General features: G+C 61.2%; 19 protein-coding genes. 7 read left to right on the top strand and 12 right to left on the bottom strand.

What is annotated here, in order from left to right; genetic code table 11:
* Nucleotides 1-94: 94 nt before the first annotated feature.
* From QR290_RS26005 to exaC, 7 genes are all read right to left on the bottom strand, one after another.
* Nucleotides 95-907 (bottom strand): zinc-dependent peptidase, encoded by an 813-nt coding sequence (locus QR290_RS26005; protein WP_289203885.1) that lies wholly within the window; start codon nt 905-907, stop codon nt 95-97.
* A 4-nt stretch (nt 908-911) separates the two neighbouring features.
* Nucleotides 912-1,562 carry a DedA family protein gene (locus QR290_RS26000; protein ID WP_115079342.1) on the bottom strand — a complete coding sequence of 217 codons (651 nt, stop codon included), beginning with the start codon at nt 1,560-1,562 and terminating at the stop codon, nt 912-914.
* Between the two features lie 227 nt (nt 1,563-1,789).
* Nucleotides 1,790-2,251 carry a GNAT family N-acetyltransferase gene (locus tag QR290_RS25995; protein WP_007958617.1) on the bottom strand — a complete coding sequence of 154 codons (462 nt, stop codon included), beginning with the start codon at nt 2,249-2,251 and terminating at the stop codon, nt 1,790-1,792.
* 116 nt (nt 2,252-2,367) lie between these two features.
* Nucleotides 2,368-3,201: an ethanolamine ammonia-lyase subunit EutC gene (gene eutC / locus QR290_RS25990; protein ID WP_430736776.1), complete on the bottom strand. Its 834-nt coding sequence runs from the start codon at nt 3,199-3,201 to the stop codon at nt 2,368-2,370.
* A complete protein-coding gene (locus tag QR290_RS25985) occupies nt 3,198-4,592 on the bottom strand; it encodes an ethanolamine ammonia-lyase subunit EutB (protein WP_289203884.1) in 1,395 nt (464 codons plus the stop codon). Before QR290_RS25985 ends, eutC begins: the two co-directional genes overlap by 4 nt.
* Nucleotides 4,593-4,661: 69 nt before the next feature.
* Nucleotides 4,662-6,032 carry an ethanolamine permease gene (gene eat, locus QR290_RS25980; RefSeq protein WP_115079339.1) on the bottom strand — a complete coding sequence of 457 codons (1,371 nt, stop codon included), beginning with the start codon at nt 6,030-6,032 and terminating at the stop codon, nt 4,662-4,664.
* 294 nt (nt 6,033-6,326) lie between these two features.
* Nucleotides 6,327-7,847 carry an acetaldehyde dehydrogenase ExaC gene (exaC, locus tag QR290_RS25975; RefSeq protein WP_064599698.1) on the bottom strand — a complete coding sequence of 507 codons (1,521 nt, stop codon included), beginning with the start codon at nt 7,845-7,847 and terminating at the stop codon, nt 6,327-6,329.
* Nucleotides 7,848-8,146: 299 nt separating this feature from the next.
* On the opposite strand from exaC, the gene QR290_RS25970 reads away from it, so the two are divergent.
* The 4 genes from QR290_RS25970 to QR290_RS25955 all read left to right on the top strand — a co-directional run bounded on the left by QR290_RS25970 (nt 8,147) and on the right by QR290_RS25955 (nt 12,635).
* A complete protein-coding gene (locus QR290_RS25970; RefSeq protein WP_115079338.1) occupies nt 8,147-10,066 on the top strand; it encodes a sigma-54-dependent Fis family transcriptional regulator in 1,920 nt (639 codons plus the stop codon).
* 298 nt (nt 10,067-10,364) lie between these two features.
* Nucleotides 10,365-11,714: a UDP-N-acetylmuramate:L-alanyl-gamma-D-glutamyl-meso-diaminopimelate ligase gene (mpl, locus tag QR290_RS25965; RefSeq protein ID WP_115079337.1), complete on the top strand. Its 1,350-nt coding sequence runs from the start codon at nt 10,365-10,367 to the stop codon at nt 11,712-11,714.
* A complete protein-coding gene (ubiX, locus tag QR290_RS25960; RefSeq protein ID WP_085703101.1) occupies nt 11,711-12,358 on the top strand; it encodes a flavin prenyltransferase UbiX in 648 nt (215 codons plus the stop codon). The genes mpl and ubiX overlap by 4 nt, the downstream gene beginning before the upstream one ends.
* Nucleotides 12,351-12,635, top strand: a complete 285-nt coding sequence (locus QR290_RS25955) for a YceK/YidQ family lipoprotein (RefSeq protein WP_289203883.1) — start codon at nt 12,351-12,353, stop codon at nt 12,633-12,635. Before ubiX ends, QR290_RS25955 begins: the two co-directional genes overlap by 8 nt.
* 43 nt (nt 12,636-12,678) lie before the next feature.
* On the opposite strand, the gene QR290_RS25950 is transcribed toward QR290_RS25955, so the two are convergent.
* The 4 genes from QR290_RS25950 to QR290_RS25935 all read right to left on the bottom strand — a co-directional run bounded on the left by QR290_RS25950 (nt 12,679) and on the right by QR290_RS25935 (nt 18,459).
* Complete coding sequence (locus tag QR290_RS25950) at nt 12,679-15,261, bottom strand: hypothetical protein (protein ID WP_289203882.1); 2,583 nt, start codon at nt 15,259-15,261, stop codon at nt 12,679-12,681.
* A gap of 235 nt (nt 15,262-15,496) precedes the next feature.
* Complete coding sequence (locus tag QR290_RS25945) at nt 15,497-16,138, bottom strand: oxidoreductase (RefSeq protein ID WP_007958634.1); 642 nt, start codon at nt 16,136-16,138, stop codon at nt 15,497-15,499.
* Between the two features lie 27 nt (nt 16,139-16,165).
* Entirely contained in the window at nt 16,166-17,893 is a 1,728-nt protein-coding gene (locus tag QR290_RS25940) for a C13 family peptidase (protein ID WP_115079335.1), read from the bottom strand.
* Between the two features lie 110 nt (nt 17,894-18,003).
* Nucleotides 18,004-18,459: a MaoC family dehydratase gene (locus QR290_RS25935; protein WP_007909575.1), complete on the bottom strand. Its 456-nt coding sequence runs from the start codon at nt 18,457-18,459 to the stop codon at nt 18,004-18,006.
* A gap of 193 nt (nt 18,460-18,652) precedes the next feature.
* On the opposite strand from QR290_RS25935, the gene QR290_RS25930 reads away from it, so the two are divergent.
* From QR290_RS25930 to QR290_RS25920, 3 genes are read left to right on the top strand one after another with little or no spacing between them, the layout of a single operon-like run.
* Complete coding sequence (locus QR290_RS25930; protein ID WP_085697620.1) at nt 18,653-19,015, top strand: CidA/LrgA family protein; 363 nt, start codon at nt 18,653-18,655, stop codon at nt 19,013-19,015.
* Complete coding sequence (locus QR290_RS25925) at nt 19,015-19,731, top strand: LrgB family protein (RefSeq protein ID WP_115079333.1); 717 nt, start codon at nt 19,015-19,017, stop codon at nt 19,729-19,731. The genes QR290_RS25930 and QR290_RS25925 overlap by 1 nt, the downstream gene beginning before the upstream one ends.
* A 10-nt stretch (nt 19,732-19,741) precedes the next feature.
* Nucleotides 19,742-20,332 (top strand): LON peptidase substrate-binding domain-containing protein, encoded by a 591-nt coding sequence (locus QR290_RS25920; protein WP_007958639.1) that lies wholly within the window; start codon nt 19,742-19,744, stop codon nt 20,330-20,332.
* Between the two features lie 12 nt (nt 20,333-20,344).
* Here the strand turns inward: QR290_RS25920 and QR290_RS25915 are convergent, their stop codons facing one another.
* A complete protein-coding gene (locus QR290_RS25915; protein WP_289203881.1) occupies nt 20,345-22,018 on the bottom strand; it encodes a hypothetical protein in 1,674 nt (557 codons plus the stop codon).
* Nucleotides 22,019-22,021 lie beyond the last annotated feature (3 nt).

The raw sequence follows: 22,021 nt of genomic DNA, 5'->3' as shown, positions 1-22,021 counted from the left end.
TGACCAAAAACACTTGGCCGGATTGACCAAAAAGTGGCGGCGATTATAGGCATATTCTGCCGTGGACGCCACGTACCGGAAGTCGTGCAGACCTTTACTCGTGAGCCTGATAGACCGGGTCGCTGGCCTGAAGTTGCTTCAGGCGTGCCAACGGATCCTGGCGGTAGAAAAGCTGCAGCTGCGCATACACCTGTGGATAAGCCTCGTGCAGCAGATCCGGAGCGCTGAAGAAGTACTCGCTGGTGACGGCGAAGAATTCGGCCGGGTTCTCGGCGGCATACGGGTCGATGGCAGTTTCGGCGTCGGGATGGTGGTCGAGCTGGCGATTGAGGTCGTCGTACGCCGCCTGCATCACCTCGGCCCAGTCGCTGACCCGCATGTCGGCGTGTAGCGGGGGCAGGCCGTTGGCGTCGCCGTTGAGCATGTCGAGTTTATGTGCGAGTTCGTGGATCACCAGGTTGTAGCCTTCCCAGCCACCACTGGCCATCACGCCAGGCCAGGCAAGGATGATCGGCCCTTGTTGCCACGCCTCGCCGCTGTGTTCGCCGTCCCACTCATGCTCCACGCCGCTGGCATCACGATGGCGCTGGGGGCTGAGGAAGTCGTCGGGGTAGAGGACGATTTCGTGGAAACCCTGATACCAGTTCAGATCGCCCAGATGCAAAAGTGGCAATTGGGCCTGGGCGGCGAGCAGAAGGCGTTGTTCCTGGTGCAGTTCGACGCCGGGCAGGGCGGTCAGGTGTTTGTCTTCGAGGAACAGCACACTCGCTTCGCGCAGCCACTGGTCTTCAGCGGCACTGATGCCATCGAGAAAACTCAAGTGATGCCGCACCCGTTGCCAAAGCTCGTCGGCAATCGGGTGCCTGGCCAGAATACGCCGGCGGCGCCAGGCGCTCAGCGACCACATCGGCTTAGTGCGATTGGGCTTTGGTGCCGCCGAAACGGCTGCGAACCACGCCGATGATCATCGGTACCAGCGACAGCAGGATGATGCCGACCACCAGCAACGACAGGTTCTTCTTGATGAACGGCACGTTGCCGAAGAAGTAGCCCAGCGTTACCAGACCGCCAACCCACAGGACGGTGCCGAACACGCTGAAACCGAAGAAACGCGGGTAAGGCATCTTCGCGACACCGGCCACGAAAGGCGCAAAGGTGCGGATGATCGGCAGGAAGCGCGCCAGGGTCACGGTTTTGCCGCCGTGCTTGTCGTAGAAATCGTGGGTCTGTTGCAGGTAATCGCGGCGGAAGATTTTCGAGTTCGGGTTGCTGAACAGCTTCTCGCCCGCCGTTCGTCCGATCACGTAGTTGGTGCTGTCGCCGAGGATCGCCGCGAGCATCAGCAGCCCCGCCAGCAATACCGGGTCCATACCACCGCCCGCAGCCACAGCACCGGCGATGAACAACAGGGAATCACCCGGCAGGAATGGCATCACCACCAGACCGGTCTCGCAGAAGATCACCAGAAACAGGATGGCGTAGATCCATGGCCCGTAATTATTCACCAGCAGGTCGAGGTAAACGTCGAGATGCAGGATAAGGTCGAGCGGGTTGAAATCCATGGAGGCACCTGTGGTGACGGCCTGACTCAGCAGACCTGTGCGGATGACTTCGTGTAAGCCTACAAGCGGGTGTAGTTTTTCTTACAAGCCGGAAAGATCGGGATTATACGGGCTGAAGGGTGAAAAGCGCGTTGGTTTTGTAGCGGGGAATGTCGGTGTGAACAAATGTCGGGTTGGCATTCATTTTGGGGAGGGCATTTGCTCCCTCCCCGCAGTACGCCCCGCGATCAGAGCTCGTCGCTGATCGGCAGCACGTAGTTCTTGAACTCGGTGTCTTCCTTGAACCCGATGGATTCGTAGGTTTTCTGCGCCACTTCGTTGTCTGCACTGGTGGACACGCGCATGCGCACGGCCTGGGTTTCCTTGGCCATTTTCTTCGCGGTGCGGATCAGGTTGTCGGCTACCAGCTGGCGGCGGGCGTCTTCGGCGACGTAGATGTCGTTGAGGATCCACACGCGCTTGAGCGACAGGGAGGAAAAGCTCGGGTAGAGCTGGCAGAAGCCCATGAGCTTCTTGTCGTCGTCATCGGCCAGCGCCAGGTAGATCACCGATTCCTTGCGTCGCAGGCGCTTTTCGAGAAAGGCCCGGGACGAGTCCGGATAGGGCAGGGAGCCGTAAAACTCGCGGTACTTAACGAACAACGGGGTCAGCAAATCCAGGTGTTCGAGGGTCGCTTGGATAATCCGCATGGTAGGTCTCGTCCTTCAAGTGGCTGTCTTCACGTGCTCTGACGGCGATGGGAAACCCGGGCGGCCGTGCATCGATCCTGCCTCAAACCTGCGCAGAAAGGCAATGCGGAAACGGTTCAGGCTGAGGGCGGATCGAGTAGGAAATTACTCTTCATGTCTGCACCGGCTTCCGATTCCAGCGTCTGAACCTGCGCTTCGTCCTTCAGATTGACGCCTGACAGCTGCCGCCGACAGGCTTCGCGCATCAGATACAGCAAGCGATGCGCCGCCATGCCGTAACTGAGCCCTTCCAGCCGCACATTGGAGATGCAGTTGCGGTACGCATCCGTGAGGCCGACCTTTGGATTGTAGGTGAAATATAACCCCAGGCTGTCCGGCGAACTGAGGCCCGGGCGCTCTCCGATCAGCATCACGACCATTTTGGCGCCCAGCAACTGGCCGATTTCATCGCCAATCGCCACTCGACCCTGTTCCACCAGCACTACAGGCGCTGTCGACCATTCGTCGGCGCTCATCTGTTCTTCCAATCGGGTCAGGAACGGCAGGGTATGCCGATGCACCGCCAGCGCCGAGAGACCGTCCGCCACGACAATCACCAGATCCACGCCGCCCGGGTGCGCCTGGGCGTATTCGCGCAGGGTCTGGGCCGATTGATCGCTCAGCTTGCGCCCCAGATCCGGGCGTTGCAGGTAGCTGTTGCGATCCACCGCCGCGCTGTGCAAGAGCAGGCTGTCGCGCTGGCGTTCGGCCAGTTGGGCGCTGAGCCCGGCGTGATCGAACGGTAAATGCACCGCGTCCCGGGCTTGGGCGTGGGCGTATTGGAAATCCAGTTGTGCGCTGGTCGGCAGGCTGGTGCCGGTGCGGCCGAGGGCAATGCGCGCCGGGGTCAGGCGACGCAGCTCCAGCCACGGGTTTTGCGGATCGACGGGCGGTTTTTCCATCTGACTCATCCCAGTTGCGCCAAGGCCTGGCGGAAGGCCGGCGGCAGGTTGTTGCCGAAGCGGACCTTGCCGTCCGCCTGGGTGAAGATGCCCATGTTCGCCAGCCACTGCTCGAACTCCGGCGCCGGTTTCAGGCCCAGGGTCTGGCGCGCATAGAGCGCGTCGTGGAACGAAGTGGTCTGGTAGTTGAGCATGATGTCGTCGGAACCGGGGATGCCCATGATGAAGTTGATCCCGGCCACGCCGAGCAGGGTCAGCAGGGTGTCCATGTCGTCCTGGTCGGCTTCGGCGTGGTTGGTGTAGCAGATGTCGCAGCCCATCGGCACGCCGAGCAGCTTGCCGCAGAAGTGGTCTTCGAGGCCGGCGCGGATGATCTGTTTGCCGTTGTAGAGGTATTCCGGGCCGATGAATCCTACGACGGTGTTCACCAGGAACGGCTTGAAATGGCGCGCCACGGCGTAGGCCCGGGTCTCGCAGGTCTGTTGATCGACGCCGTGGTGGGCGTTGGCCGACAGTGCACTGCCCTGGCCGGTTTCGAAATACATCAGGTTCTGCCCGAGCGTGCCGCGATTGAGGCTCAGGCCGGCTTCATAACCTTCCTGCAACACGTTCAGGTTGATACCGAAACTGGCGTTGGCCGCTTCGGTTCCGGCAATCGACTGGAATACCAGATCCAGCGGCACGCCACGGTTGATCGCTTCAATAGAAGTGGTGACGTGGGTCAGCACGCAGGCCTGGGTCGGAATGTCGTAGCGCTGGATGATCGCGTCGAGCATTTCCAGCATCGCGCAGATCGAGGCGATGCTGTCGGTGGCCGGGTTGATGCCGATCATCGCGTCGCCGTTGCCGTACAGCAGGCCGTCGAGAATGCTCGCCGCGATACCGGACGGTTCGTCGGTCGGGTGATTGGGTTGCAGCCTTGTGGATAACCGTCCACGCAGGCCGAGGGTTCCGCGAAATTTCGTCACGACGCGGATTTTCTGCGCCACCAGCACCAGATCCTGCACGCGCATGATCTTCGACACGGCGGCGACCATTTCCGGCGTCAGGCCGGGGGCGAGGGCGCGCAGGCTCTGCTCATCGGCCGCTTCGCTCAACAGCCAGTCGCGGAAGCCGCCAACCGTGAGATGGCTGACGACCGCGAAGGCCTGTTTGTCATGGCTGTCGATGATCAGCCGGGTGACTTCATCGGACTCGTAAGGAATCAGCGCTTCCTGCAGGAAATGCGTGAGCGGGATGTCGGCCAGTGCCATTTGCGCGGCCACCCGCTCGCCATCGTTGAGGGCGGCGACACCGGCGAGAAAGTCGCCGGAACGCGCCGGGCTGGCCTTGGCCATCACGTCCTTGAGGCTGTCGAAACGGTAGGTCTGGGCGCCGACGGTATGGGCAAATGCGGCCATGGGGCGGTGTCCTCCTGAATGAATGCTTTTAGTGCAGGCACCGGGCGCGAAGCCCGGTGCCAGTGCAACTCATATACCTTCGAGCATAGCGTCTGCCGGTGCTTCGGAGCGTTGCTTGGCGGTCAGCTGGAAGTACAGGTAACCGGCGGCCATGAAACCGAGGAACACACAGCCGATCAGCGTGTTGAACCAGGCCATCGCTACCAGGCACACCAGCGCCAGGAACAGCGCAATGGCCGGCACCAACGGATAGCCCGGCGCGCGGAAGGTGCGCTCCAGGTTCGGCTCGGTTTTACGCAGTTTGAACAGGCTGAGCATGCTGATGATGTACATCACGATGGCGCCGAACACTGACATGGTGATCATCGCCGCCGTCAGGGTCATGCCTTGCAGATTGACCAGACCGTCGCTGTAGATCGCCGCGATGCCGACCACGCCGCCGGCCAGGATCGCCCGGTGCGGGGTCTGAAAGCGCGAGAGTTTGGCCAGGCTTTTCGGCAGATAACCGGCCCGGGCCAGGGCAAAGAACTGCCGCGAGTAGCCGAGGATGATCCCGTGGAAACTCGCCACCAGCCCGAACAGGCCGATCCACACCAGCATGTGCATCCACGTCGAATTGTTGCCGACCACCGCTTTCATCGCCTGCGGCAGCGGGTCGTTAATGTTCGACAGCTGGCGCCAGTCGCCGACGCCGCCGGCCATCACCATCACGCCGATGGCCAGGAACACCAAAGTCAGGATGCCGCTGACGTAGGCCCGTGGAATCGTGCGTTTCGGATCCTTGGCTTCCTCGGCCGCCATGGCCGCGCCTTCGATGGCGAGAAAGAACCAGATCGCGAAGGGAATGGCGGCGAAAATGCCCGGAATCGAGCCCATCGTGAACTCATTCGCACCCGACCAGCCGTTCAGCACGAAGTTGCTGAAGCTGAAGCCCGGTGCAACCACGCCCATGAACACCAGCAATTCGGCGACGGCGAGTACGGTAACCACCAGCTCGAAGGTCGCGGCGATGCTGACGCCGAGGATGTTCAGGGTCATGAACACAAAGTACGCGCCGACCGCCGCGAGTTTGGGATCGAGCCCCGGATATTGCACATTCAGATAGGCGCCGATGGCCATGGCAATGGCCGGCGGGGCGAACACGAATTCGATCAGGGTGGCGATCCCGGCGATCAATCCGCCTTTTTCGCCAAAGGCCCGGCGGCTGTAGGCAAACGGCCCGCCCGCGTGGGGAATCGCGGTGGTCAGTTCGGTGAAGCTGAAGATGAAGCAGGTGTACATGGTCGCGACCAGTAGGGCCGTAACCAGGAAACCCAGGGTTCCCGCCGTGCCCCAGCCGTAACTCCAGCCGAAGTATTCGCCGGAGATCACCAGGCCGACGGCAATGCCCCAGAGGTGCAGGGTGCCGAGTGTGGGTTTGAGCTGTGTGGTGGAAGTCATAAGTCCTCTCTGTCTTTTTTATTGTTCGATCTGTTGGACTTTCGGGTGCAGCGGTTGAGTGGGTGGATGCTGTTCACGCAGCGGCAGTGTTCACGCAAATCCTGAATGACGGGTACGCAAGGCCCGTGCCAGAGCGGCCAGGCCTTGAGTTGTGTCATTGAGGACGCCATCGCTGGCAAGCCAGCTCCCACAGTTTTCTGTGGTGTTCGGACTTGCGCAGCTCCCTGTGGGAGCTGGCTTGCCAGCGATAGCTATTTGGAGGGCGACACCGATATTTCGGTGCCGCCCGGTTTTTTAGAAGAAGCCCAGCGGGTTGATGTCGTAGCTCACCAGCAGGTTTTTGGTTTGCTGGTAGTGGTCGAGCATCATCTTGTGGGTTTCACGGCCGACGCCGGACTTCTTGTACCCGCCGAACGCGGCGTGCGCCGGGTACAGGTGGTAGCAGTTGGTCCATACACGACCGGCCTTGATGGCGCGGCCCATGCGATAGGCGCGGTTGATGTCGCGGGTCCACAGGCCGGCGCCGAGGCCGAACTCGGTGTCGTTGGCAATCGCCAGGGCTTCGGCTTCGTCCTTGAAGGTGGTGATGCTCACCACCGGGCCGAAGATTTCTTCCTGGAACACACGCATCTTGTTGGTGCCCTTGAGCAGGGTCGGCTGGATGTAATAGCCGGAAGCCAGGTTGCCTTCTAGTTTTTCCACCTTGCCGCCGGTCAGCAGCTCGGCACCTTCGCCCTTGGCGATTTCCAGGTACGAAAGGATCTTGTCGAATTGCTGCTCGGACGCTTGGGCGCCGACCATGGTGTCGGTGTCGAGCGGGTCGCCACGTTTGATCTGGCTGACTTTCTTCATCACCGCTTCCATGAACTGCGGATAGATCGATTCCTGAACCAGTGCGCGGGACGGGCAGGTGCAGACTTCGCCCTGGTTGAAGAACGCCAGTACCAGGCCTTCAGCGGCTTTTTCAATGAAGCTTGGTTCGGCCTGCATGATGTCTTCGAAGAAGATGTTCGGCGACTTGCCGCCCAGCTCAACGGTGGATGGAATGATGTTTTCGGCGGCGCATTTCATGATGTGCGAGCCGACCGGGGTCGAGCCGGTGAAGGCGATCTTGGCGATGCGCTTGCTGGTGGCCAGGGCTTCGCCGGCTTCTTTGCCGAACCCTTGCACCACGTTGAGCACGCCCGGCGGCAGCAAGTCGCCGATCAGTTCCAGCAGCACGCTGATGCCCAGCGGGGTTTGTTCGGCAGGCTTGAGCACCACGCAGTTGCCGGCGGCCAGGGCCGGGGCGAGTTTCCACGCGGCCATCAGGATCGGGAAGTTCCACGGGATGATCTGGCCGACCACGCCCAGTGGTTCATGGATGTGATAGGCCACGGTGTTGCCGTCGATCTCGGCGGCGCTGCCTTCCTGGGCGCGCAGGCACCCGGCGAAATAGCGGAAGTGGTCGGCAGCCAGCGGGATGTCGGCGTTGAGGGTTTCGCGGATGGCTTTGCCGTTGTCCCAGGTTTCGGTGATCGCCAGGGTTTCGAGGTTCTGTTCGATGCGGTCGGCGATTTTCAGCAGGATCAGTGAGCGGGCCTGGGCGGAAGTTGAGCCCCAGGCATCGGCAGCGGCGTGGGCGGCGTCCAGGGCCTTGTCGATGTCTTCGGCCGTGGAGCGCGGGAATTCGGCAATCGGTTGGCCATTCACAGGCGAGGTGTTGGTGAAGTACTGACCTTTGACAGGCGCGACGAACTCGCCGCCGATGTAGTTACCGTACTTGCTCTTGAACGAGACTTTGGCGCCTTCAGTACCGGGGTGAGCGTAACGCATGATGTTCTCCTTGGCTGTTTTACTTATCAGAGAGACGCGCATGAGCGCTTGCTATAAGCGTAGAGCAAAGGTCGGGCCACCGCCGTGCAGCTCAGGCAAATCAAGGCCTTGCGTGATTTCTGTCGGACAAGTGGCAAGCGTCTGTGACGGTATCGGTACAGCTTGGGTGACAGTTTGTACCGCTTCTGGCACAGCCCGTGACCGGACGGTCTTGCCAGCATTGCAAAGACCGGTTGGCTGGAGGATGCTGGGCACCACTTCACGCATGGGCCGATGAGCCTCGGGGAGAATAATAAGAAATGCACGACAACCATTTGAGTCGCCATGCCCAACAGGTTCTCACCGTCACTCAGGGCAAGCCGCACCTGCATGGCCCCGGTGCCGACCCGTCGATCGCCCGCTCGTGGCTGCGTTGTCTTGAGGACTATCACCTCGACCCGGCCCTGACCATTGCGCCGACTGTGCTCGAACACGGTCGCGTCCTCGAAAGCCGCGAACGGCTGCAACAGGTGTTGCAGATCGCCGGCAATGAAATGAGCAGCCTGCATCAACAACTCTCCGGCGCCGGCCACGCGGTATTGCTGACCGACGCGCGCGGGGTGATCCTCAACTGCGTCACCGCCCCCGCCGAACGCAAGATCTTCGAACGCGCCGGCCTCTGGCTCGGTTCTGACTGGAGCGAGGCCTGCGAAGGCACCAACGGCATCGGCACCTGCCTGGTGGAACGTCAGGCACTGACCATTCATCAGGACGAACACTTTCGCGGTCGCCACACCGGCCTGACCTGCTCGGCAAGCCCGGTGTTCGACCCGCACGGTGAATTGCTGGCGGTGCTCGACGTGTCCTCGGCGCGACACGACGTCTCGCGCCAGAGCCAGTTCCACACCATGGCGCTGGTCAATCTGTCGGCGAAGATGATCGAGAGCTGCTATTTCCTGCGCTGTTTCGATAATCAATGGTTGTTGCGTTTCCATCTCCAGGCCGAGTCCGTCGGGCTGTTCAGCGAAGGGCTGCTGGCGTTTGACGGGGAAGGGAGGATCAGCGCAGTCAATCAGAGCGCATTGAACCTGCTCGGGCATATTCGTGGTGGTTTGCTGGGCAAACCGGTGGAGGCGTTTTTCGACTGTTCGCTGGATGAATTGCTCGGGCGCGCCAGCGCCAATGCCAGCGCCAGTTGGCCGCTGCGTACTCGCGACGGGCGGCATCTGTTTGCGGTGCTGCGCGGCGAAACCCGTCGGCCACTGCCGGTAGCGCCGGCTCGCGCGCCTGTCGAAGCGCCGCGTCTTTCAGGCATTTGTCTGGGGGATGCGGCGTTGCAGGCGGATTTCCGCAAGTCGCTGCGGGTGTTCGAGCGCGATGTACCGCTGCTGATCAACGGCGAAACCGGCTCCGGCAAGGAGGCATTCGCCAAGGCTGTGCATAACGCCAGCCAGCGCGCCGGCAAAGCGTTCGTCGCCCTCAACTGCGCGGCGATTCCCGAAAGCCTGATCGAGAGCGAACTGTTCGGCTATCGCGGTGGCAGTTTCACCGGCGCGCGCAAGGACGGCATGCGCGGCAAGCTGCAACAGGCCGATGGCGGCACGCTGTTCCTCGATGAAATCGGCGACATGCCGCTGGCTCTGCAAACCCGTCTGCTGCGAGTGCTGGAAGACCGGCAAGTGGTGCCGATTGGCGGCGAGCCGGAGGCGGTCAACGTGCGGATCATCAGCGCCACACACCGCAATCTGCTGGAGCGGGTTGGCGACGGCAGTTTCCGTGAAGACCTTTATTACCGGCTCAACGGTCTGGAAGTGGCGCTGCCGCCGTTGCGCGAGCGCAGTGACAAGTCGCAGTTGCTGGATTTCCTGCTGGCCGAAGAGGCGGGCGGGGAAACGATCCTGATCGAAGAGCCGGCGCGTCAGGCGTTGCTGGGGTTCAACTGGCCGGGCAATGTGCGGCAGATGCGTAACGTGCTGCGCACGCTGGCGGCGTTGTGCGATGAAGGACGGATCGGGCTGGAGGATTTGCCCGCGATGTTCCGGCAGGTGCAGCCGCTGTTGGTCAAAACCGATGAAGCGTCGTCCGGCCAGCCGCTGGAAGATGCCGAGCGGCTGGCCTTGCTCAATGCGCTGGAACACACCCGTTGGCACATGACCCACACGGCGCAACAACTGGGCGTCAGTCGCAATACGCTCTATAGAAAGCTGCGCAAGCATGGGATCGAGCGGCGTGTCAGCTAAAAGCCCCTCACCCTAACCCTCTCCCAGGGGGAGAGGGGACTGACCGCGGTGTCTTTTGCCATACATCGACCTGAGCGACTGAGTCGATTATGGATTCGGGCCTGAGTTCACCGCGATGTGTCAGGTCGGCGTACCTCGAAAGAACACCGCGGTCGGTCCCCTCTCCCTTGGGAGAGGGCTAGGGTGAGGGGCGCGATCTCAAGTCGGACACACATTCAGACCTCCACCCTCAATCAGCTAAAGAGTGCCATTTCCCCCTCCCTGCGCTAACCTGCGGCCATGTTTTACGAGGTCGACTATGCACATTCATATTCTGGGTATCTGCGGGACTTTCATGGGCTCGATGGCGGTTCTGGCCAAAGAGCTGGGCCATCACGTGACCGGCTCCGATGCCAACGTCTATCCGCCGATGAGCACTCAGCTCGAAGCCCAGGGGATTCAGCTGACCCAGGGTTACGACCCGGCGCAGCTTGAACCGGCACCGGATCTGGTGGTGATCGGCAACGCCATGTCCCGCGGCAATCCGGCGGTGGAATATGTGCTGAACAAAGGCCTGCCGTACGTTTCCGGCCCGCAATGGCTGGCCGACCATGTGCTGCAAGGTCGCTGGGTGCTGGCGGTTGCCGGTACGCACGGCAAGACCACCACCAGCAGCATGCTCGCCTGGGTGCTGGAACACGCCGGCATGAGTCCGGGCTTCCTGATCGGCGGCGTGCCGCAGAACTTCTCGGTGTCGGCGCGTCTGGGCGGCACGCCGTTCTTCGTGATCGAGGCCGACGAGTACGACAGCGCGTTCTTCGACAAGCGTTCCAAGTTTGTCCACTACCGTCCGCGCACGGCGATCCTCAACAACCTCGAGTTCGATCACGCTGACATCTTCCCGGATCTTCCAGCCATCGAGCGGCAATTCCACCACTTGGTGCGGACCATTCCGAGTGAAGGGCTGGTGATTCACCCGACCACCGAACCGGCCTTGCAGCGCGTGATCCAGATGGGCTGCTGGACCCCGGTGCAAACCACCGGTGCCGGCGGTCAATGGCAGGTCAAGTTGCTGAAAGACGATGGCTCGGCGTTCGAAGTGATGTTCGAAGGCGTGTCCCAAGGTGTGGTCGAGTGGGAATTGACCGGTCAGCACAACGTCGCCAACGCCTTGGCGACTTTGGCGGCGGCGCGTCATGTCGGTGTTGTGCCGTCGATGGGCATCGCCGGATTGAGCGCATTCAAGAGCGTCAAACGCCGGATGGAAAAAGTCGCGGAAGTGCGCGGCATCACCATCTACGACGACTTCGCCCACCACCCGACCGCGATTGCCACCACCCTCGACGGCCTGCGCAAACGCATCGGCGATGCGCCGCTGATCGCGATCATCGAACCGCGCTCCAACTCGATGAAGCTTGGCGCCCACCGTGATGGTCTGCCGGACAGCGTGGTCGATGCCGATCAGGTGATCTGGTACGCCCCGGCCAACCTTGGATGGGACCTGGCCGGCACCGCCGCGTTGTGCACCGTGCCGTCGATTGTCAGCGACTCGCTGGAAGGCATCATCGAACGCGTGAAGAGCCAGGCCCAGCCCGGCACTCACGTGGTGATCATGAGCAACGGCGGCTTCGGCGGCCTGCACGGCAAACTCGCCGAGGCGCTTAAATGAACACTTTTTCCCGGGACGGCGGCCCGGAACGCATCACGCTGGCGATGACCGGTGCGTCCGGCGCCCAGTACGGCTTGCGCCTGCTGGATTGTCTGGTGCGCGAGGATCGCGAGGTGCATTTCCTGATCTCCAAGGCCGCGCAACTGGTGATGGCCACCGAGACGGACGTGTCGCTGCCGGCCAAGCCGCAAATGATGCAGGCGTTCCTCACTGAATACACCGGCGCGGCTGCCGGGCAGATCCGGGTCTACGGCAAGGAGGACTGGATGTCGCCGGTGGCCTCGGGTTCCGGCGCACCGGCCGCCATGGTGGTGGTGCCGTGCTCGACCGGCACCTTGTCGGCCATTGCCACCGGCGCCTGCAACAACCTGATCGAACGGGCGGCGGACGTCACCTTGAAGGAGCGTCGCCAGTTGATTCTGGTGCCGCGCGAAGCGCCGTACTCGAGCATTCACCTGGAGCACATGCTCAAGCTGTCGAACATGGGCGTGACCATCCTGCCGGCCTCGCCGGGCTTCTATCACCAGCCGCAGACCATCGATGACCTGATCGATTTCGTGGTGGCGCGAATTCTCAATCTGCTGGGCATTCCCCAGGACATGCTGCCGCGCTGGGGTGAACACCATCTGAGCAGCGATGAATAAGCTGCTGGCAATCCTGTTGGCGCTGCAACTGACCGGCTGCGCCACGGCGCGCACGCTCGATGCCGCCAAACCCGGCGCGCCGGTGGTGTATTCCGGCACGCGTCTGGATTTGTATGCGATGAATGGTGGCTGTTGCGCGATGGACCGATTCGGGGCCGAGGCCCCGAGCTATCCCGGAGTGGATCTGTCCGCCAGCGCATTGCTCGATACGCTGCTATTGCCGTTGTCGTTGCTGACGGTAATCGGTGTGGGGTTCCAGGCAACGGGCGGGTTATGAAAACCAATGGCTCGACCGTACAGAGTCGGGCCATTGTCCCCCCTTACAGCGTGATGGTTTCGGGCGGAAAGACGATGTCGTTGGAGAAAATGTCCTGTCCTGTCGGCAACTCGATAGTCCGTTTACCGGCTGTCGCCACGTCATCGATCAGCACGTCATATTCATTCCGGTTCAATTCTCCTGCCCGTGTGCGTTCCTCGATGGCGTCGGCAGCGTTCTGATCCGATCCAGTGGCGCGGGTCAGCGCCTGCAAATGGATATCTTCCACTGTCGCCGCGCGGGTCATGTTTGAGTTGACCAGCCAGACGCGCCTCGACGTGAAGCCGATCGGCGACATCGAAACATGGCCCTCCATCTTCATGCTCGGGAACCACGTTGTGCCGTCCGCAGGGCTTCGTTCGAATCGCGTGGGGTTGTAGACGCGATTGTCTTGCCCCGCTACGACCTCCACATTGCGGGTATCGAGCAGGTAGCAAAACTGGATGCGCTGAGCGGGGGGCGTCGAAGTACCGCTGGTTGTCTGGTGCACCCCCTTGCCTGCTACTCCCTTGGCTTCATTCGCAAAGTCCATGGCGGTCTTGAGGCTGAACATTGCACTGACAGGTATCTCGCTTGTGGCACCCACCGCTGATACCGAGCGTGGGGTCATGGCCGCGGGCCGGGCTATGTCGAAGGGTGTCCGGTCATCCACTTTAAACATAGCGGGCGTGTCGGTCCTGTAGAGATAGTTGTGCTTGTTGCGTTTAAAGCCGCTGAGGCGCAACAGCCCTTGAAAGAAGGGGGCGGTCAGGCTGGCCTTCAAGAGGCTGGTGCCTTCTCCCTGATTCCTCAGCCGGATGATTTCCGCATTGATTTCCGGCAGAAACGGATCGAAGAGTTTCTCGTTGGTTACCAGTCGGGTGCGGTCTTGATGAGTCCTGACCCACCCGGGCACTTCATCATTGATCAGATGCTTGAACTGCCCGGTTGGCGACAGCTCCTTGCACAATTTCGCCAGTTGCTGGAGGGAGAGGTTGTAGGGGCGGAACCGGGCGAGGACCTGTTCTCGTGATTTGAGCGGAGAGTCAAGGTTGGTCCATAGCCTCAGGTAGTCGAACAGTTGCTCGCGCCGGGAAGGGTATTTGCGCTGCTTGACCCAGCCAGGCGGTTTCTGATGAAGCGCAACGTCCCGACGAAAGCGCACGATGTCGGGTCCTTCGATCCTGTAGAGGTTCCAGATGTCGATGTCCCGCCAGAAGGGGCGCAGAACCGTCTCTTGATAGATCGAATAATCGGTGGCTTTGACGACAGTCAGTCCGGCGCCTTCACGAAATGCCAGTTGATTGAGCGGTCCGTGACTGTCATCCAGGCCAGGTTTGCGCTGCATCTCGACATAACCGTGAAAATTCGACTTCTCGAGATCCCAGGTGTAGTAGCGCTGATCACCGTACGTCGACGGAGTGGTGTTCCTCGTCTCGGAAATGTCAGGTGTGGGCTGGCGTGGCGAAGGCGATTGTTGAACGGGTGTCTGGGGTGTCGATCGTTGCGGCAACGGCGATTGCGGGCTAGGGGGAGCGCGGTGCAGAGAGACCGATTCAAGGTGTTTCACCCACTCGGCGGGTGTGCGTTTCTGATGCTCCAGAAGGCGGTTGAACATATCGCGGTCCATGTCCGGGCCCAGCCAGCGACGAAGCTCGTCATACAGATAAACGTTTTCCATCCGGTCTGTCCGGACGCTGGCCCACTGAGGTTTCCTGCCGGTGCGATGGGCTTCGGTGCGAAAACGGGTGATATCGGTGCCTTGCAGTCCGTACAGATTCCAGATGTCGCGGTCAGTCCAGGCGGTCAGCAATTGGGCTGGCTGATCGATGGGATGAGCAGGTCGCTCAACACTGACAAACGATCTGTTATCGTCCTGGAAGGCATGATGCGACAGAGGTCCGACGGAATCGTCCAGCCGCATTCTCCGGTGCATGACCACGTAGCCATGGTGGTGAGTCGTGGTGCTGTCCCAAACGTAGTGCCGGGTGTCGATGTAAACCGCTGGTGTGTTTGATTGTGTAACGGGCGCAAGTGCCTGTGGTGGAGTGTCCTGCGAGTTGACTGCCGGTCGATGGACCGCAGACTCGATCAGGACTCCGGTTTCGGGTGGCTCGCCAACTCGCCAGGTATTGCTTCGAGAGTCGAAATGCAGGGCCGGGCCGGAGGGGTGTGCTTCCTTTGACCGCGTGGCCCGATAGGTTCCGGCACCGTCGTCCCAGCCCACCATGACGGTACCGGTCGAGGTGTATTGAACCTCGGCATAAATACGCCCCCGGTAGATACGCAATCCCTGTGTCATGACGGCGGGCAAAAGCGTTCGCTCCTGTGGTGGCAGCGCGTAGTCACGAATGTTATCGGCCGGGAAATGACTATCGGATGACGTACTCTCCCGGACTGCGGGAGTCAGGTCCTGGATCAGTAACCCGGGCAACGCTTCGCTTGGGGTCAGCTGTGTCGAATGCTGTGGCCCGGAGGGGGTGGCGTCCGGCCCTGCAGGCCGGACCAGGCCTGGAAGCTCAAGTCGCGGAGTCGGCAGAGGGATCGATGTATCGGCTGGAGTGCCGGATGCGCGGGTGCTTTTCGGTGTGGTCTTTTTGGGTGCCATCAGGCGTCCTTTCACTGATTACCTGCTGTCGGGGGGTGCCGTCCAATGACGACATGACGGATGCAGGTGTGCTGGAGGGCACGTTATCCATGAAGGGGAAGGGGCGTGTGGTAGATAGATAGGGCGCGGTTGTTGAATCGATTCGGCTCATTTCAGAGAGCAGTTCAACACTGGATCCTCTGACTTCATTGAAAATGATGGTCTGGATCCGCGTTGAACTGCTTCATTTTCGAACTCACTTGCCGAGTTTGCGTAGCTCATCCGATTCGACGATACGTACTCCGTCCTGCTCTTCCAGTGCCAGGCGCCACATGGCCCGGGCCAGTTGGCAGGCTTCGATGCCGCGATATTTACCGGGAATCAATTTAGAGAACGGCGCGGCAAGCTGCTCGCCCAGGCGGGGCTCGCTGCGTTCGCCGAGCAGCAGCGATGGCCGGCAAATGGTCAGTTGCGGCCAGTCCTGCGCGCGCAATGCGTATTCCATCTCGCCTTTGACCCGGTTGTAGAACACCGAGGACCGGCGATCGGCCCCCAGGGCACTGATCACGATCAGGTGCCGAGCGCCCATCTCCCGGGCGCGCTTGGCGAATGCCACCACCATGTCCAGATCCACGGCGCGGAACGCCTCTTCGGAGCCGGCCTGTTTGATGGTGGTGCCGAGGCAGCAATAGGCAATGTCGACCCGACCGGCCAGTTGCGGCAGGAAGGTCTGCGGATCACCGACCGGGTTTTCCAGATGCGGATGTTCGGCCAGCGGCCGGCGTGAGGGGGCAAGGACGCGGCTGATCGTCGGCTCGTTGAGCAGGCGGTCGAGCAGATGTTCACCGGTCAATCCGGTGGCTCCGGCAAGCAAGACATGCTGAGGCGTCAAGTACATAGTGTCTCTCCCTTGATACTGTTCAGCTTAGTTGCTCTTTGTTGCTCCGTCGTTCAACGCAGCACTTTGCAATGCTTTTCTCGCTTGCTGTTTACGCAGCAGTTGCCAGTGCGCCAGCACGGTCTTCGGCGCCCAGATCTGCGGTTCAGAGGCTTCGAAGTTGTCCGCCAGTTCGCGCTCGGCGACGGTGGCCTTGGCCAGTTTGAAGGCTTGCTCCAGGTCGTCGGTCTGGTTCAGTGCCTGCGCAAACAGGGCGTCGCCGAAGTAGGTGAAGTTGGCCTCCTCGGAGCAGCCGAACGACACGCGGTCGGCGCGCGAGGCGGTCATGATCAGCGTGCGCTCATCCTTCAGCGCAGGAATGAAGCCCCCGGAATAGCACGAGGAGATGACGATTATCTTGTCGCGATTCTTCAGCGGCGCGAGCACGGCGGCGAGTTCGTCGGCGGGCAGGTCGGCCAGTTCCATGCGCGGCTGGTCGAGCACCAGTTCGTGCTCGGCAGTGCCGTGGCTGGTCAGGTAGATGAACACCAGGTCTTCCGGGCCGCTGCGTTCGGCCAGGGTCAGGGCTGCGCGGCGCAGGTTTTCGCGGGTGGCCATCGGTCGGTCGCCGAGGTGGTCGCGATGGTTGACCAGACGAATCTGGCCAAACGCGCCAAAGCGGCTGGTGAGCATGTTGGCCACGTAATCGGATTCGCGCAGGAACACGCTCTGCTTGCCGTCGCCGCCGAGGGTCAGGGTGTACAGCTCCACTGCCGGGGTCGAGGCGGGCACATTGGCCAGCGCCTCGTCGAGCAGGCGACCCTGGGCCAGCAGGCCGAGTTCGAGGGTGTCCGGCAGCAACTTGCCGTCGGCATCGCGCACACGCTGGCCGTTGATCCAGGTGCCGCTGAGTACGCTTCCATCGGTGAGCACCAGGGTGCCGCGCCCGGAATAGCTGTCGCTGTCGAACCCGCCGACGTAGAAACTGCCATCGGCCAGGTTCAGGCGACCCTGACCGCTGAAGCGCCAGTCGTTGAAGTCGCCGATGTAGTGGCTGCCGTCGGCGCCGATCAGTTCGCCCTTGCCGGTCAGCGCGCCTTCCTTGAACTGACCGAGCCAGACATCGCCGTCGGCGTTTTCGTAGCGACCCTTGCCGTGCAGTTGATTGTTTTTGAAGCCGCCGACGTAGATGTCGCCGTCGGCGCTGTTGAAGGTGCCGTTGCCTTCGAGCTGGCCGTTGACGAAGTGGCCGGTGAATTGATTGCCGCTGGCATCGCCGCGCTGGCCTTCGCCGTTGGGTTTGCCGTGGGCGAACTGGCCCTGGTAGGAACTGCCGTCATCCAGTTCGAGACGACCGAGCCCGGAATACTGGTCAGCCTTGAATTCGCCGCGATAGGTCATCGCGTTTTCTTTGAGGGTGCCTTCGCCGTCACGGCGGCCCAGCTTGAAACCGCCGGTGTAGCTGCCCGCCGTGGTGGTCAGCGTGCCCTGGCCGTCGAACAGGCCTTGCTGGAAGTTGCCGCGATAGACCTCGCCATTGCTGCCGTGCCATTCGCCCTGGCCATGCCATTGCCCCTTGTCGAACGCCCCGGCGTACCAGCTGCCGTTGGGGTAGTCGACCCGGCCCTGACCTTGCAGCAAGCCATCGACCAGTTCACCGCGATAGCGGCCGCCGTCGGGCAGGCGTGCATCCGGCGGCAACAGTGATTCGCCGTCGCCACACGCGGCCAGCAACAGGGTCAAGGCAAGGGGAGCAAGAGGAGCGAATGAGCGCATAGCGGGATCCGGGCAATTAGGCGACCGAGTATGCCGCAGCTATGTGACCTTATACAGCCGGCAGGGAGGAGCGGATGCGAAACAGCGTGAGCCGCTTCGCATCCAGGCGCTTAAACGAAGCAGAGCGACAGCGGTTCGGCGATGTAGGCCGGTTTGTCCGAGCCTTCGATCTCCAGGGTGGCGGTGGCCTTGAGCAGCCACTGGCCAGGTTTTTTCTCGGTCACTTCACCGAGGTCGACCTTGAGCCGAACTTTGGAATTGACCTTGACCGGCTGGATGAAACGCACGCTGTCCAGGCCGTAGTTGACCACCATCTTCACGCCTTGCGGCAGGATCAGGATGTCTTCCATCAGTTTGGGGATCAGCGACAACGACAGGAAACCGTGTGCAATGGTGCTGCCAAATGGCGTTTGCGCGGCTTTGACCGGGTCGACATGGATGAACTGGTAATCCCCGGTGGCTTCGGCGAACAGGTTGATGCGCTCCTGATCGATGGTGAGCCATTCGGAACGTCCGAGTTCCTTGCCGACATAATCTTTGAGCTCTGCAACTGGAACATAGGGCATTGAGACTCTCCTTGGGTTCATCGGTTTTATAGTTTTTCAGGTGGGGGATTTGACCGCCCTGCGAACCACTGTAGATCATCATGGCGATTTGCTCAGGTCAACCGACCATGCTTTTGGCGAATGCCGATCCATAGCGCAGGCGTGCTTATAATGCCGACGACTTGCGGGTTGGAAAGTAAGACGGAGATGACGGATGTTGCTACGCGGCCTGACGTGGCTGGTGCTGTTTCAATTGCTCGGCACGGCTCTCAATCATTTGCTGTTGCCGGTGCTGCCGGGGCCGATCATCGGCCTTTTGCTGTTGCTGGTATTCCTGATCGTGCGCGGTGAAGTCGGCGAACCGCTGAACCTCGCCGCCGGCAGTCTGTTGCGTTATCTGCCGTTGCTGCTGGTGCCGCCGGCGGTGGGCGTAATGGTCTATGCCACGGCGATTGCCGCGGATTTCTGGGCCATCGTCGGGGCGCTGGTGGTCTCGCTGATTCTGTCGATGGCCTTCGCCGGCGTGCTGATGCAACGGCTGGTCAAGCGTCACGCGCCGCATTCGGAGGAGTCCTGATGCTGTTCGACTGGCAGGGTGCCTGGGCATCGGTGATTCACCACCCATTATTTGGCATCGGTATCACTCTCGGTGCTTATCAACTGGTGCTGGCGGCGTTCGAGAAAACCCGCTGGATCTTTCTGCAACCGGTGCTGGTCTCGATGCTATTGGTGATCGGCGTGCTGGTCGGCTGCGGCCTGACCTACGCCGAGTACCGCAAGAGCACCGAGATCCTCAGTGTTCTGCTGGGCCCGGCAACCGTCGCGCTGGCGGTGCCGCTGTATCTGAATCTGCGGCGCATCCGCCAATTGTTCTGGCCGATATTTACTACGCTGGTGATAGGCGGCGTGGTCGCCACGGGCATGGGTGTGGCGCTGGGCTGGTGGTTCGGTGCCGATCACATGATCCTGATGACCATGGCGCCCAAGTCGGTGACCTCACCGATCGCCATGCTGGTGGCCGAACAGATCGGCGGTGTCGCGGCACTGGCGGCGGTGTTTGTGTTGATCACCGGGGTGATCGGCGCGATCTTCGGCCCGGCGCTGCTGACCCGCCTGGGTGTACACAGCCCGGAGGCGCGCGGCATGGCGCTGGGCATGACCGCGCATGCGGTTGGCACGTCGGTGGCGTTGCAGGAAAACGATGAGTGCGGCGCCTTTGCGGCGCTGGCGATGAGTCTGATGGGCGTGGCCACGGCGGTGTTCCTGCCGTTGGCGGTGTCGATGGTGGTGTAAGGAAACGTCTATGAGTCTGCCGCTTTTTCCGCTGAACACGGTGCTGTTTCCCGGCTGCAATCTGGATTTGCAGATATTCGAGGCGCGCTACCTGGACATGATCGGCCGCTGCATGAAACAGGGCGGCGGGTTCGGTGTGGTGTGCATCCTTGAGGGCAGCGAAGTCGGCGTCGCGCCGGAAGGTTTCGCCATGGTTGGCTGCGAAGCGCGCATCACCGATTTCCAGCAGCAGGACAACGGACTGCTGGGCATCCGGGTGCAGGGCGGACGGCGCTTCATCGTGCAGCGCACCGAAGTGCAACGCGATCAGTTGATCGTGGCCGAGGTCGAGTGGCTGGACGAAGAACCCGAGCAACCGTTGCAGGATGAAGACGCCGATCTGGTGGCGCTGCTCAAGGCTCTGGCCGAACACCCGATGGTCGAGGCGCTGAACATGGGCATCGAAGCGGCAGGGCAACAATCGCTGGCCAATCAGTTGGCCTATCTGCTGCCCTTCGCCGAGGAAGACAAGATCGACCTGCTGCAACTCGACGACCCGCAGCAGCGACTGGATGCGATCCAGGCGCTGCTCGATGAGTTGCAGGGCGAGTTGTTCGCTTAAGGCTCGGCCCGCTTATTCCGGCCAGACGATGTCGTTGGCGAACCAGTCCTGTTCCTTATCCAGTATCAATATCGGCTTTCCTGCCCGGGCAACTTCGTCGATCAGGTCGTCATATTCATGCCGGTTGAATGCTCCACTGTGGGTGCGCTCTTCAATGGAGTTGCCGTGGCGTGCCTGCTCGCCTATGTCATCGACCTTCGCTGCCCGAGTGAACGTTGAGTCGAGCAGCCACAGGCGCTGCGACTCGATACCCCGCTTCGAGGTCGATATCAGTGCTTCAAGTTCGTCATCGGGAAACCAGGTGCCTTTCCTCGTTGCTGCGTCATTGAGGAAGTGATTTTCTTCACGCAGTACGACTTCCATTCTCCGAGTGTCGAGGATATAGGCGAATACGAATTGCTGGTTGTGCCGGATCGTTTCGTAGTTACGCTCGTCATCCAGTTCCATGTCCGAGACGTCGGACCATTCGTTGTCTGACTCACCTGATTCCACATCCGGCTCGCCAGGTTTTTTGCCGGGGTATTTGTTTCTCTGACTGTTGTAGCGCAGGTACTCCGGGTCGGGAGACTCGGTTCCTCGACCGGCGTATCCCTTGACCAGCTTGAGGCTGACCGTGGCGCTGATCGGCTTTTCCGTCGTTGCGCCACGAGGGTGCTTCAGACGCGGCAGCATCCGGCCATCGTTGTAGAGCTCGAAGGGCGTACGCTCGTCACCCCGGAACAGCGCAGGGATATCCGTGCGATACAGACTGTCATTGCTGTTGCGTAAATAGCCCAGCTTCCCAAGGAATGCGTCGAGAAACTCGCGGCTCACACTTTCATCGAAATCGTGCAGACCGTGATGCACGAGCTTGCCGGTCCTCAAGGGCAGGAGCAGTGGTTCGATTTCCCGATGGAGTTCGTCGAAGCGGGTCGGGTCATTGCTATCCAGAGATCGCAGCTTGTGACTTTCCGCCCAGGCGGGAAGCTTCAGCGGATTGGCGTTCAGGTCGTCGCGCAACCGTACGTGCTGAAGCGGTGAAAGATTATAGGAACGCAGCAGCATGACTCTTTCTCCGTGAGTCATCTGCGGATGCAGCCGCATGAAATGTCCATTCAGCAATTCAGCGGTGGCTGCGCGCCACTGTGCCGGCAGAGGTTCGGGGGAAGATTGTTTGCGCGGTACTTCCGGATTGCCGTCAGTGTCTGCCGCATGCGCTCGCTTCAGCGGATTGGACGGGCTCCAGGTCGATTCCCCGGCGTTTCTGTAGAGGGCCGGGCCGGGCGCAAGCTTTTTGTACAGATCCATGGCCCGGTAAGTGTTCAGATCCGTGTCGAACTCCACATACACCGTTCCGCTGTCTTTCACATCGACGAATTTACGGCCGACGATGTAGCGCAGGCCTTCTTCGTTGGCAGGCTGCATGTTACGCAGCATTGCCGGGCTCAGCAGATAACTGTTCAGTCCGCTCGCCGTTGCTCGCGAAAGGTCCGGCAGATCCGAGATGTCGATCCGGGGTAGTTCGGGCGTTGCCGGGCCTGATGGCGTGGTTGCCGGGTTGATGTTTCGTGAAACGGTCGGGTTGGGCGATGAATGTGGCGGGTGCAACTCTGGTACCGGCGTTCGCAACCGGGGTGCTTGAGTGTTCGAGTCTGAGGGCGTGTTGACGCGTGGTGGAGTGGTCGGCGAGGGTGGTTTTGGTCGCATGGT

The organism is Pseudomonas fluorescens (assembly GCF_030344995.1).
GTDB classification, from domain to species: domain Bacteria; phylum Pseudomonadota; class Gammaproteobacteria; order Pseudomonadales; family Pseudomonadaceae; genus Aquipseudomonas; species Aquipseudomonas fluorescens_BF.
This window is presented reverse-complemented; position numbering and strand designations above follow the sequence as displayed.

Bases quoted from the DNA above. Each gene is read 5' to 3' on its own strand.
- QR290_RS26005 (WP_289203885.1), bottom strand. From the start codon at position 907: ATGTGGTCGCTGAGCGCCTGGCGCCGCCGGCGTATTCTGGCCAGGCAC.
- QR290_RS26000 (WP_115079342.1), bottom strand. From the start codon at position 1,562: ATGGATTTCAACCCGCTCGACCTTATCCTGCATCTCGACGTTTACCTC.
- QR290_RS25995 (WP_007958617.1), bottom strand. From the start codon at position 2,251: ATGCGGATTATCCAAGCGACCCTCGAACACCTGGATTTGCTGACCCCG.
- eutC (WP_430736776.1), bottom strand. From the start codon at position 3,201: ATGAGTCAGATGGAAAAACCGCCCGTCGATCCGCAAAACCCGTGGCTG.
- QR290_RS25985 (WP_289203884.1), bottom strand. From the start codon at position 4,592: ATGGCCGCATTTGCCCATACCGTCGGCGCCCAGACCTACCGTTTCGAC.
- eat (WP_115079339.1), bottom strand. From the start codon at position 6,032: ATGACTTCCACCACACAGCTCAAACCCACACTCGGCACCCTGCACCTC.
- exaC (WP_064599698.1), bottom strand. From the start codon at position 7,847: ATGCGTTACGCTCACCCCGGTACTGAAGGCGCCAAAGTCTCGTTCAAG.
- QR290_RS25970 (WP_115079338.1), top strand. From the start codon at position 8,147: ATGCACGACAACCATTTGAGTCGCCATGCCCAACAGGTTCTCACCGTC.
- mpl (WP_115079337.1), top strand. From the start codon at position 10,365: ATGCACATTCATATTCTGGGTATCTGCGGGACTTTCATGGGCTCGATG.
- ubiX (WP_085703101.1), top strand. From the start codon at position 11,711: ATGAACACTTTTTCCCGGGACGGCGGCCCGGAACGCATCACGCTGGCG.
- QR290_RS25955 (WP_289203883.1), top strand. From the start codon at position 12,351: ATGAATAAGCTGCTGGCAATCCTGTTGGCGCTGCAACTGACCGGCTGC.
- QR290_RS25950 (WP_289203882.1), bottom strand. From the start codon at position 15,261: ATGGCACCCAAAAAGACCACACCGAAAAGCACCCGCGCATCCGGCACT.
- QR290_RS25945 (WP_007958634.1), bottom strand. From the start codon at position 16,138: ATGTACTTGACGCCTCAGCATGTCTTGCTTGCCGGAGCCACCGGATTG.
- QR290_RS25940 (WP_115079335.1), bottom strand. From the start codon at position 17,893: ATGCGCTCATTCGCTCCTCTTGCTCCCCTTGCCTTGACCCTGTTGCTG.
- QR290_RS25935 (WP_007909575.1), bottom strand. From the start codon at position 18,459: ATGCCCTATGTTCCAGTTGCAGAGCTCAAAGATTATGTCGGCAAGGAA.
- QR290_RS25930 (WP_085697620.1), top strand. From the start codon at position 18,653: ATGTTGCTACGCGGCCTGACGTGGCTGGTGCTGTTTCAATTGCTCGGC.
- QR290_RS25925 (WP_115079333.1), top strand. From the start codon at position 19,015: ATGCTGTTCGACTGGCAGGGTGCCTGGGCATCGGTGATTCACCACCCA.
- QR290_RS25920 (WP_007958639.1), top strand. From the start codon at position 19,742: ATGAGTCTGCCGCTTTTTCCGCTGAACACGGTGCTGTTTCCCGGCTGC.
- QR290_RS25915 (WP_289203881.1), bottom strand. From the start codon at position 22,018: ATGCGACCAAAACCACCCTCGCCGACCACTCCACCACGCGTCAACACG.